The organism is Gordonia sp. p3-SID1431, assembly GCF_025143765.1.
Taxonomy (GTDB): domain Bacteria; phylum Actinomycetota; class Actinomycetes; order Mycobacteriales; family Mycobacteriaceae; genus Gordonia; species Gordonia hongkongensis.
Window position 1 is genome coordinate 18,299 of record NZ_JAMBDT010000065.1, and the last position, 10,231, is coordinate 28,529.

The following is a 10,231-nucleotide window of genomic DNA, read 5'->3' on the forward strand; positions in this document are numbered from 1 at the left end:
TGTCAACGGTGAGCGTAACAGTCACCGTTGGCACTATCGTGGCGGCGTCGTCATCCCTGACTGCGGAGCACGTTCTTCTGGATCTTGCCCGTCGAGGTCTTGGGGAGCTCGGCGAACACGATCTCCTTCGGCACCTTGAACCGGGCGAGATTGCTCCGCGCGAACTCGATCAGGTCGTCGGCGGACACTGCGGAACCGGGCCGCACCGAGACGTAGGCGATGGGGACCTCACCCCACCGTTCGTCGGTGCGGCCGACCACCGCCGATTCGACGACGTCGGGGTGGCTGTCGAGCACCCGCTCGACTTCGACCGAGGCGATGTTCTCACCGCCGGAGATGATGACGTCCTTGCTGCGGTCCCGGATCTCGACGTACCCGTCGGCGTGCATGACCGCGAGATCGCCGGTTCGCAACCATCCGTCGACGGTGGCCGCGGCGGTCGCGGCGGGGTCGCGGTAGTAGCCGAGCATCACGTTGTTGCCGCGGACGATCAGCTCGCCGATGGCGGCACCGTCGGCGGGTACGTCCCGGTCGTCCTCGCCGATCACCCGGACCCTGCCGGCCACGATGTTGCCGATGCCCTGCCGCGCCCTGCGTTCCGCCCGCTCGGCATCGGTCGCGTCGTCCCAGTCCGGCTGCCACTGGTTGACGACCGCGGGTCCGAATGTCTCGGTCATGCCGTACAGATGGGTGATCTCGATGCCGAGTCCGGCCATCCGTGAGAGCAGCGCGGGCGATGGCGGAGCGCCTCCGGTCGCCGCCTGTACCACCCGATCCAGCCGCGCCGCCGACGGGTCTTCGGCGATCATGGTGAGCACCGTGGGCGCCGCGCTGAAGTGAGTCACCCCGTCCTCGGTGAGGTGGCGCCAGATCCGTCCGGTGTCGATGCTGCGCAGGCAGTGGTTCGTACCACCCGCGGCGATGACAGCCCAGGTGAAACACCAACCGTCGCAATGGAACATGGGTAGGGTCCACAGGTATGTCGAGCCCGGTCCGAGACCGGAGTGGTACGCCATCGCCAAGGACTGCAGGTACGCGCCGCGGTGGTGGTACATCACGCCCTTCGGACGGCCCGTCGTCCCCGAGGTGTAGTTGATCGCCAGCACCCCCGCTCGTCGGTCTCCCGCCGAACCGGCGCCCCGGCCTGCGCGAGCAGCGACTCGTACTCGTCCGCGCCGTCCGCTGAACCGCCCACGACGACCCGGATCCCCACCGATTCGGCGACCGCCCGTGCACGGTCGGCGAACTCAACGGTCGCGACAAGGAGCGTCGCACCGCTGTGCTCCAGGATGTAGACGAGCTCGGGTTCGGACAGCCGGATGTTCAGCGGCACCAACACCGAACCGTGCGCGGGCACGGCGCTGTGCAGTTCGAGCATGACCGCACTGTTCGCACAGAGGGCGGCCACGCGGTCACCCGGCCTGACGCCGAGCGCCTCCAGCGCGGCGGTGACGTGCCCGACCCGCCGATACAGGTCGGCGTAGGTGAGGCGGAGCGCACCGTCGATGACGGCGGTGCGGTCACCCCTGTAGATGTAGTGAGTCGTTGCTCTGGGCGCAACGTTGTGCGACATCTGGCCTCGAGCGGGTGGCCCGCGCGCGCCGCGCACCGGGGAACGGGAGTTCGTCGAAGACGATACTGCGTATGGGTCCGTTAACGTCGGAAGAGCTTGTTGCCCAACCACACCAGCGGGTCGTAGGTGCGGTCGACAACTCGCTCCTTCATGGGGATCAACGCGTTGTCGGTGATCTTGATCTGCTCGGGACAGACGTCGGTACAGCACTTGGTGATGTTGCAGAGGCCCAGTCCGTGCTCGGTGCGCGCCGAGTCGCGGCGTTCGGCCACGTCCAGGGGGTGCATGTCGAGTTCGGCGACGCGCATCAGGAAACGCGGCCCGGAGAAGTTCTGTTTGTTGTCCTCGTGATCGCGCACGACATGGCAGGTGTCCTGGCACAGGAAGCACTCGATGCACTTGCGGAACTCCTGCGAACGCTGCACGTCGACCTGCTTCATCCGGTACTCCCCCGGCGCCAGACCCGGCGGCGGTGTGAACGATTGCACTTCACGGGCTTTGGCGTAGTTGAACGAGACATCGGTGACCAGGTCGCGGATCACCGGGAACGTGCGCATCGGGGTCACCGTCACGACCTCGTCCTCGGTGAACGTTGACATCCTGGTCATGCACAGCAGTTTGGGACGCCCGTTCACCTCCGCCGAACACGATCCGCACTTGCCCGCCTTGCAGTTCCAGCGCACCGCGAGATCCGGGGCCTGCGTCGCCTGTAGGCGGTGGATGATGTCCAGCACCACCTCGCCCTCGTTGACGATCACCGTGTAGTCCTCGAGACCGCCGGCGTCGGTGTCGCCGCGCCAGATCCGGAACTTCGCGTCGTATCCCATGTCAGTCCTCCGAATGCCCCTCGGCTCGCTCGCCACCGGCGCCGGGATGACCGGCTATCTCGGCCGCCGTGTAGTACTTCTCGATCTCGGGGAACTCGAACAGCTCCAGGAGGTCCGGCCGCATCGGCGTCTGTTCCGTGCGCACGACGCTGACCTCCGGCACCGCGGCGTCGTCCCCGTCGAGGTCCGCGGTGCACACCAGCAGCGCATTGCGCCAGTTCGAGTCCATGGACGGATGGTCATCGCGGGTGTGACCACCACGGCTCTCGGTGCGCATGAGTGCGGCCTTCGCGACGCACTCGCAGACCAGCAGCATGTTGCGTAGGTCGACCGCGAGATGCCAGCCCGGATTGAACTGACGATGTCCCTCGACCTGCATGCCGCCCAGGCGCTTTCGCAGGTCCGCGAGCACGCCGATCGCTTCCTGCATCTCGTCCTCTTTGCGGATGATCCCGACCAGATCGTTCATGGCCTGCTGGAGGTCGGTGTGCAGCGTGTAGGGGTTCTCCGGTTTGCCCTCGGCCGGCGGATCGAAGGGCGCCAGCACGGACGCAGCCGCCCGGTCGATGTCTTCGGCGGAGACCGCGGGACGGGTCGTCAGCGATTCGACGTACGCCGCCGCGCCGAGGCCGGCCCGCCGTCCGAAGACCAGCAGGTCCGACAACGAGTTTCCGCCGAGCCGGTTCGAACCGTGCATCCCGCCGGAACACTCGCCGGCCGCGAACAGGCCCGGAACCCGTGACGCGGCCGTGTCCGGATCCACCTCGATCCCGCCCATCACGTAGTGACAGGTCGGCCCCACCTCCATCGGTTCGGCGGTGATGTCGACGTCGGCGAGCTCCTTGAACTGGTGGTGCATCGACGGCAGCCTGCGCATGATCTCCTCGGCGGGCATGCGGGACGCGATGTCGAGGTAGACGCCGCCGTGCTCGGTGCCGCGTCCGGCCTTGACCTCCTCGTTGATCGCCCGCGCGACCTCATCGCGCGGTAACAGGTCCGGCGTTCGCCGGGCGCTGTCGTTGTCCGCCAGCCATTCATCGGCCTCCTCTTCGGTCTCGGCGTACTGACCTTTGAAGACCGGTGGGATGTAATCGAACATGAAGCGCTTGCCCTCGGTGTTCTTGAGAACTCCACCGTCGCCGCGAACACCCTCGGTCACGAGGATGCCCTTGACGCTGGGCGGCCACACCATCCCGGTCGGATGGAACTGGACGAACTCCATGTTGATCAGGCTCGCGCCGGCTCGCAGTGCCAAAGCGTGCCCGTCGCCGGTGTATTCCCACGAATTCGACGTCACCTTGAACGACTTGCCGATCCCGCCGGTGGCGACGACCACCGCGGGCGCCTCGAACACGATGAACCGGCCGGACTCGCGCCAATACCCGAACGCACCGGCGATCGCGTCGCCGTCCTTCAGCAGTTCGGTGATAGTGCATTCGGCGAACACCTTGATGCGCGACTCGTAGTCACCGGTGGCGGCGTAGTCCTCCTGCTGCAGCGAGACGATCTTCTGTTGCATCGTCCGGATGAGCTCCAGCCCGGTGCGGTCGCCGACATGAGCGAGTCGAGGATAGGTGTGGCCGCCGAAGTTGCGCTGCGAAATCCGCCCGTCCGCGGTTCGATCGAACAGGGCGCCATAGGTTTCGAGTTCCCAGACGCGATCCGGGGCCTCCTTGGCGTGCAACTCGGCCATGCGCCAGTTGTTCAGGAACTTGCCGCCCCGCATCGTGTCCTGAAAGTGCGTCTGCCAGTTGTCTTTCGAGTTGGCGTTGCCCATCGAGGCGGCACATCCGCCTTCGGCCATGACCGTGTGGGCCTTGCCGAACAGGGACTTGCACACCACGGCCACCGAATAACCACGCTCGCGGGCCTCGATGACCGCCCGCAACCCGGCACCGCCCGCACCGATGACAACGACGTCGTACTCGTAGCGTTCCGGCTCGGTCATCTAGCGGGACTCCCAACGTTGAAAACGGCTGCACCACTGGCGTTGTGTAGTCAATCGGTCAACCCACGAACCTCAGGTCCGAGATGGTGTTGCTGGCGACCAGCATGATGTAGAAGTCGGTGAGCACCAACGTGCCGAGCGTGATCCAGGCGAATTGCATGTGCCGGGTGTTGAGCTTGGACACCTGGCTCCAGACCCAGTAGCGCACCGGATGTTTCGAGAAGTGCTTGAGCCGGCCGCCGGTCACGTGGCGACACGAGTGGCACGACACCGTGTAGGTCCACAGCAGGAGCACGTTCACGACGAGGATGACGTTGCCCAGCCCGAAGCCGAAACCGCCGCCTTCACCGTGGAAGGCGACGATCGCGTCGTAGGTGTTGATCACCGAGATGACCACGGCCACGTAGAAGAAGTACCGGTGCGAATTCTGGATGATGAGCGGTAGTCGCGTCTCGCCGGTGTAACGACTGTGGGGTTCGGCGACGGCGCAGGCAGGCGGCGACAGCCAGACCGACCGGTAATAGGCCTTGCGGTAGTAGTAGCAGGTCAGTCGGAACCCGAGCAGGAACGGCAGCGAGAGGAATGCCAGCGGAATCCACATCGGGAGTTCGGGGAAGGGAGTACCGAAATGACTCGCCCCGGGCACGCACGACTCGCTGAGGCACGGCGAATAGAACGGCGAGAGGTAGTGATAGTCCGCGGCGTAATAGGCGGTGCGCACGAAGGACCGGATCGTCGCGTAGATGACGAAGGCCGCGAGACCCACGACTGTCAGCAGCGGCGACAGCCACCACCTGTCCTGGCGGAGAGTTCGGGCCAGGATTCGCGCGCGGCCCGGAGAGAAGACCCCGACTGTGTCCCGCTCAGTCGCGGGGGCGCTCACTTCGTGCGCTCACGCGAATGAAAGCCCAGCCCTTCGTCTTGCGCACCCAGCCAGGCCGACTCGTCCGACTTGCAGTCAGGCACATAGATAACCTGGTCTCGCCCGACTTTCGTCTGCAGCAGCGGTGGCGGTGCGTGCTCGAAGTCGTGAAGGTCGATCTCCAGCCGATCCAGATCGTTGGACATTCGCCGAACCGCGTCTACATCGCCGTACTGCGTCTGCAGCGTGGTCATGTGATGCCGTAGCGCACCTATACTCCGATGCAGCTCCTTCATCTCGGTCGGTATCATGGCACATCCCTTCCTGCCTATGTGATGAAGAACACAGTACCGGCCGGGCCCGCTGAGTCAACGATGTTGGCGGAACGTGTCGGCTCCCCCGACCGGAGGCCGCCAGATGAACGACGACGACCACGTTCCCGCGCAGAACCTGCCCCGAGCTGAGCAGCGATGGACCGCATCGGCGTTCGTACTGGTCGCGATGGCGATCCCGTTCCTCTTGCCCGCGCGTTACGCCGCCGGTACCGCTTGGCTGCTACCCGCGATCGAGGGGCTGGTCCTGCTGACACTGATCGTGGTCGACCCCCGTCGCATCGACCGGCCCGGCCGGTGGGTCCGCGGCCTCTCCGTGGGGCTGGTCGTCGCCATCGCCGCAGGTGCGGCGTGGGGAGCGGGACGACTCGTGTGGGACCTGCTGCACGGAGATCCGCAGACCGCGGCGGCGAACCAGTTGCTGGTCGCCGGGGCTCTCGTCTGGCTGCAGACCGTCATCGCGTTCGCATTCCTCTACTGGGAGCTCGACGGCGGCGGTCCAGTGAACCGGCACCTGCGTCCGGCCGCATACCCGGACCTCGCCTTTCCGCAACACCTCGAGCCCCGACTGGCACCGCCGGGATGGCGTCCCGTGTTCTTCGACTACCTCTATCTGGCACTGACCAACGCGACTGCCTTCAGCCCCACCGACGTGATGCCGCTGTCGCGTCGTGCGAAGCTGGCGATGGCGTCGCAGTCGCTGTTGTCGATCGTCATCCTCAGCCTGGTGGTGGCCAACGCGGTCAACCTTCTCGATTGACGACCGCGGCACGATCGCACACCGGAATAGGGTCGGCGACGTGACGGTTGTGCCGGCGGGGTCCAGAGGACCAGATCGGAGTCACGATGAGCGAGCCATCTATCAGGACCGTGCCGTCGCGGCAGGTCATCCCGGGTACCGAGCGGCACATCTTCCGGAGCGGGTGGCTCGATTCCCGCCAGTCCTTCCCCGTCACGGGCAACTTCGATCTCGCGGCGAACGCCCACGGAGTCCTGCTGGTGCACAACGACGATCGCGTCGACGCCGGTGAAGGTTTCGACGCCCACTTCCACCGGGACGCCGAAATCGTCACTTGGGTACTCGAAGGTGCTGTCACTCATCGTGATTCGTTCGGCAACACCGGCGTGATCACGCCGGGCGTCGCGCAGCGGATGAGCGCGGGCCGCGGGATCACCCACACTGAGGCGAATGCGTCACGGCGCAGCGAGAACCGGGACCTGCGCGTCGTGCAGATGTGGTTGGCGCCCGAGCACGGTGGAGGTGAACCCGGCTACGCCGAACGCGACTTCAGCGCCGATCTCGCGACCGGCGGGCTGGTCACGGTGGTCTCCGGCAGGCCCGAACACGCGGGCACAGATGCGATCTCGATCGGCAACCCGTTCGCGGCGCTGCACGTGGCCCGGATCGGTTCCGGACAGTCGGTCGCCCTTCCCCCGGCACCGTACGGACATCTCTACGTTGCGCGAGGCGGTGTCGAGCTGGACGACGGCATCCGACTCGTCGAGGGCGACGCGCTGCGCACCATCGATGAGGGCGCGGTCGGTGTCACCGCGACGTCCGAGGCCGAGATCCTGTTCTGGGAGATGCACACGACGTTCAACCGTGACCTCTGACCACCCGTCGGGCCGAACTGGACGCGGAAAGGAAGCCCAACATTCGTCAACCGGCGATGACGGCGACTGCGAATGCGAGGTCACCCGACGATGGCGCCCCGGAGGTACTGGTCCAGAATGCGCCGGATGTCGACTGCCGGGTTGATGGCGGTGCGGTAGAACACCAGTGAATCCGTGATCGCGAGTAGATCTTCGACCTCGACGCCCGAATTCGGCAGGCCGGCACCGGCGAGCGAACGCGTCGCCACCAGTCGTGCCACGTCCTCGACGTCGGACCGACCCGTCAACCTTTGGCGAATGGCGGGCAGATCGTCGAGTTCGAGGATGAGCGCGTAACGGGCGCGCATGTCGTCGTGTCTGGCAGCGAGGGTGTCGACCAATTCCGACAGCGATCCGGCCAGTTCGTCGACCGGAACCCGTCCGTCGTGGTCGACCCCTTCATCTGTCATCACCAATGCCTCGGTGTCGATCCGGGTGCGGGCCGCCAGTGCGTCGACGATGAGCTCGATCAGCGCGATCCGGGTCCTCGCATGGTAGGAGGTCGACCCCAGCGGCAACCGCGCCTCCCGATCGACAGCCCGATGGGTGAGTGCGCGGACACCGTCGCGGGCGATGATTCGGATGCCGGCATCGGCGATGACATCCCGACGCCCGCCTCCACTGGTCGAATCCGCAGACATGCGCGAGATACTACAGATGTAGCGGATCGTCCCGTAGTCTCTACATGTGTAGAGCCCGATGCATCGCGGTGGACGGAGACGCCAGTGGAAATCGATTTCGTACCCGACCCAACACTGTATCCCTTCGAGTCACGATGGTTCGAATCGTCGGTCGGACGGCTTCATTACATCGACGAAGGCGTCGGGCGACCTGTCCTGATGTGTCACGGCTCCCCCACCTGGAGCTTCCTCTACCGGCACATCGTGACCGGGCTGCGCGATCGTTTTCGCTGCGTCGCCCTGGACCTCCCCGGCTTCGGGCTGTCCACTCGCCCCGACGGGTTCGGCTACACCATCGCCGAGCTGACGGTTGTCCTCGGCGAGCTGATCGACCACCTCTCCTTGGACGACTTCGTCCTGGTGGGTCACGACTGGGGTGGACCCATCGGACTCGGTGCGGCAGTCCCCCGCGCCGAACGCGTGGGCGGGATCGTTCTCGCGAACACCGCGTTCTGGCCGATCGATCTGCTACCGAATCGATTGTTCAGCGCGGTCATGAGCAGTCGTCCGTTGCGACAGTGCATCCTCGAACAGAATCTGCTCGTCGAAGGCGTACTGCTCGGCAGGTTCGGGCCGACCTTGACCAACGCGGAGGCCGAGCACTATCGGCGGGTGCAACCGAGTCCCGACGCCCGATATGGACTCTTGGTCATGCCCGGCGAGATCCGCTCGGCGAGACCACTCCTCGAGCAGTTGGCCGCGGATGTCCCGCTCCGTCTGGGCGATAGGCCGGCACTCGCCGTATGGGGGATGAGGGACATCGTTTTCCGGCCGCGACGCTGCATCCCCAAGATTCGCGCGGCCTTCTCCGACCTGGAGGTCGTCGAGCTCCCGGACGCCAAGCACTTCGTGTCCGAAGACGCTCCCGAGACGATGAGCGCGGCAATCGCCGCGCGATTCCGCGATCGGTGACGAGCTTCGACGACCATTTCTTCGTTGAACTGCACACGATTTGCCATAATGCTGCCAGTTTCCGGCGGCACGGCTACTGTGTGAGCCACTCGAAGGGCAAGGCACTTGGCGCGCCTCGCCGGCCAAGTCGCCAGCGAAAGGACGTTCATGCCTTCCCCGTCGCCCGCAGCACGACTCGCGGCTGAGTTCTTCGGAACATTCTGGTTGGTCTTCGGCGGATGCGGCAGCGCGATCTACGCCGCCAAGCAGATCGCCCAGTCCGAGGACGGCCAGGACACCTTCCAGGTCGGAATCGGGTTCCTCGGTGTCTCTCTGGCTTTCGGTCTCACCGTCGTGACGATGGCCTACGCGGTGGGGCACGTCTCCGGCGCACACTTCAATCCCGCGATCACGCTGGGCGCCGCCGTCAGCGGCCGGCTCTCCTGGAAAGAGCTGCCCACCTTTTGGGTGGCGCAGGTCGTGGGTGGCCTGTTGGCCGGCCTCATGCTCTTCCTCATCGCCAAGGGCCAACCCGGGTTCGAGGCCGAGGGCAATATGGCCGCCAACGGGTTCGGAGAACACTCCCCCAGCAACTACTCGCTCACCGCGGTCCTCATCGCGGAGATCCTGCTGACGGCGTTTTTCCTCATCGTGGTCCTCGGCGCGACCGACGGACGCGCTCCCGCGGGCTTCGGTCCGCTCGCCATAGGCTTGTGCCTCACGCTCATCCACCTGATCTCGATCCCGATCAGCAACACATCGGTCAACCCGGCGCGTTCGACGGCGGTCGCCTTCTTCAACGGCAACGGCGCACCCGGTCAGTTGTGGGCCTTCTGGCTGGCGCCGCTGATCGGCGGACTGATCGGCGGTCTCCTCTACCCGCTGCTGTTCCAGAACGGGAAGCGCGCAGCAGCCGAACCGGCACGGACCGAGACCGCCGACGCCTGATCGTGGCGATGGGCCGGATCGAGGACGGACATGCCGTGCGACTGGTGAACCCGAACTCGACTGATGGACTTCGATCGAAGTCCATCAGTCGAGTTGGGGTTCATCAGTCAGAGTAGGACGCGGTCTCGCGGCCGACGGAGGACCACGAAAGAACTCGTTGTGCTCGGAGCGGGCCCAACTACTGCTCCCTGAGCAGCCTATGAGGGTTTGTGTCAACAGGGTCCTGTGATGGGTGTGGGCGTGGGGGTGTGGCCCGGCGGCCGGTGGTGGCTGCGGGATGGATGATGGTGGGGTTTTGGATGGCCGGGGTCGTTGCCTGGCGCGGGCTCTACCTAGCGGTCAAACGGGTTGGTACCCAACAGCCTTCATTCGAGCTTGGTTCGCGCCGGGGTGGGACTGCTCAGGCTCAGGGTCGGGCTTATGTGCCCAAGGAGCAGCGAGCTTGTCCCGGCCGGAAGGGGTTTAGGGGTCAGGCGGCGGTCCTTTCTACGGGTCGGGTACGGCCGGCAGCGATGTC

At 65.7% G+C, this 10,231-nt stretch carries 11 protein-coding genes; 4 read left to right on the forward strand and 7 right to left on the reverse strand.

The window, feature by feature from the left end:
- Nucleotides 1-50 precede the first annotated feature (50 nt).
- From M4D77_RS15995 to M4D77_RS16020, 6 genes are all read right to left on the reverse strand, one after another.
- Complete coding sequence (locus M4D77_RS15995) at nucleotides 51-1,106, reverse strand: AMP-binding protein (RefSeq protein WP_259936668.1); 1,056 nt, start codon at nucleotides 1,104-1,106, stop codon at nucleotides 51-53.
- Nucleotides 1,055-1,573: an AMP-binding protein gene (locus M4D77_RS16000; RefSeq protein WP_259936669.1), complete on the reverse strand. Its 519-nt coding sequence runs from the start codon at nucleotides 1,571-1,573 to the stop codon at nucleotides 1,055-1,057. The genes M4D77_RS15995 and M4D77_RS16000 overlap by 52 nt, the downstream gene beginning before the upstream one ends.
- An 80-nt stretch (nucleotides 1,574-1,653) precedes the next feature.
- Complete coding sequence (locus tag M4D77_RS16005; protein WP_159370981.1) at nucleotides 1,654-2,400, reverse strand: succinate dehydrogenase/fumarate reductase iron-sulfur subunit; 747 nt, start codon at nucleotides 2,398-2,400, stop codon at nucleotides 1,654-1,656.
- A gap of 1 nt (nucleotide 2,401) precedes the next feature.
- Complete coding sequence (locus M4D77_RS16010; protein WP_259936670.1) at nucleotides 2,402-4,348, reverse strand: fumarate reductase/succinate dehydrogenase flavoprotein subunit; 1,947 nt, start codon at nucleotides 4,346-4,348, stop codon at nucleotides 2,402-2,404.
- 58 nt (nucleotides 4,349-4,406) lie between these two features.
- Nucleotides 4,407-5,231, reverse strand: a complete 825-nt coding sequence (locus M4D77_RS16015; RefSeq protein WP_165629944.1) for a hypothetical protein — start codon at nucleotides 5,229-5,231, stop codon at nucleotides 4,407-4,409.
- Nucleotides 5,228-5,521 carry a hypothetical protein gene (locus M4D77_RS16020; RefSeq protein WP_078113201.1) on the reverse strand — a complete coding sequence of 98 codons (294 nt, stop codon included), beginning with the start codon at nucleotides 5,519-5,521 and terminating at the stop codon, nucleotides 5,228-5,230. Before M4D77_RS16020 ends, M4D77_RS16015 begins: the two co-directional genes overlap by 4 nt.
- A 106-nt stretch (nucleotides 5,522-5,627) precedes the next feature.
- Here M4D77_RS16020 and M4D77_RS16025 point away from each other — a divergent pair, with 106 nt between their 5' ends.
- Both M4D77_RS16025 and M4D77_RS16030 read left to right on the forward strand, forming a co-directional pair.
- Nucleotides 5,628-6,302 carry a hypothetical protein gene (locus M4D77_RS16025; RefSeq protein ID WP_259936671.1) on the forward strand — a complete coding sequence of 225 codons (675 nt, stop codon included), beginning with the start codon at nucleotides 5,628-5,630 and terminating at the stop codon, nucleotides 6,300-6,302.
- Between the two features lie 86 nt (nucleotides 6,303-6,388).
- Nucleotides 6,389-7,156 carry a pirin family protein gene (locus M4D77_RS16030; RefSeq protein ID WP_159370984.1) on the forward strand — a complete coding sequence of 256 codons (768 nt, stop codon included), beginning with the start codon at nucleotides 6,389-6,391 and terminating at the stop codon, nucleotides 7,154-7,156.
- Between the two features lie 80 nt (nucleotides 7,157-7,236).
- Here M4D77_RS16030 and M4D77_RS16035 read toward each other — a convergent pair whose 3' ends face one another.
- Nucleotides 7,237-7,836, reverse strand: coding sequence for a TetR/AcrR family transcriptional regulator (locus tag M4D77_RS16035; RefSeq protein WP_068972542.1), 600 nt, complete (start codon nucleotides 7,834-7,836; stop codon nucleotides 7,237-7,239).
- Nucleotides 7,837-7,920: 84 nt separating this feature from the next.
- Here M4D77_RS16035 and M4D77_RS16040 point away from each other — a divergent pair, with 84 nt between their 5' ends.
- Nucleotides 7,921-8,787 (forward strand): alpha/beta fold hydrolase, encoded by an 867-nt coding sequence (locus M4D77_RS16040; RefSeq protein ID WP_159370985.1) that lies wholly within the window; start codon nucleotides 7,921-7,923, stop codon nucleotides 8,785-8,787.
- 147 nt (nucleotides 8,788-8,934) lie between these two features.
- The gene (gene aqpZ, locus M4D77_RS16045) at nucleotides 8,935-9,714 is read left to right on the forward strand and encodes an aquaporin Z (RefSeq protein ID WP_068972549.1); all 780 of its coding nucleotides are present in this window, start codon (nucleotides 8,935-8,937) and stop codon (nucleotides 9,712-9,714) included.
- Nucleotides 9,715-10,231 lie beyond the last annotated feature (517 nt).

Excerpts from the sequence above, each read along its gene's own strand:
- M4D77_RS16035 (WP_068972542.1), bottom strand. The coding sequence starts at position 7,836 with ATGTCTGCGGATTCGACCAGTGGAGGCGGGCGTCGGGATGTCATCGCC.
- M4D77_RS16005 (WP_159370981.1), bottom strand. The coding sequence starts at position 2,400 with ATGGGATACGACGCGAAGTTCCGGATCTGGCGCGGCGACACCGACGCC.
- M4D77_RS16025 (WP_259936671.1), top strand. The coding sequence starts at position 5,628 with ATGAACGACGACGACCACGTTCCCGCGCAGAACCTGCCCCGAGCTGAG.
- M4D77_RS16010 (WP_259936670.1), bottom strand. The coding sequence starts at position 4,348 with ATGACCGAGCCGGAACGCTACGAGTACGACGTCGTTGTCATCGGTGCG.
- M4D77_RS16000 (WP_259936669.1), bottom strand. The coding sequence starts at position 1,573 with ATGTCGCACAACGTTGCGCCCAGAGCAACGACTCACTACATCTACAGG.
- aqpZ (WP_068972549.1), top strand. The coding sequence starts at position 8,935 with ATGCCTTCCCCGTCGCCCGCAGCACGACTCGCGGCTGAGTTCTTCGGA.
- M4D77_RS16020 (WP_078113201.1), bottom strand. The coding sequence starts at position 5,521 with ATGATACCGACCGAGATGAAGGAGCTGCATCGGAGTATAGGTGCGCTA.
- M4D77_RS16030 (WP_159370984.1), top strand. The coding sequence starts at position 6,389 with ATGAGCGAGCCATCTATCAGGACCGTGCCGTCGCGGCAGGTCATCCCG.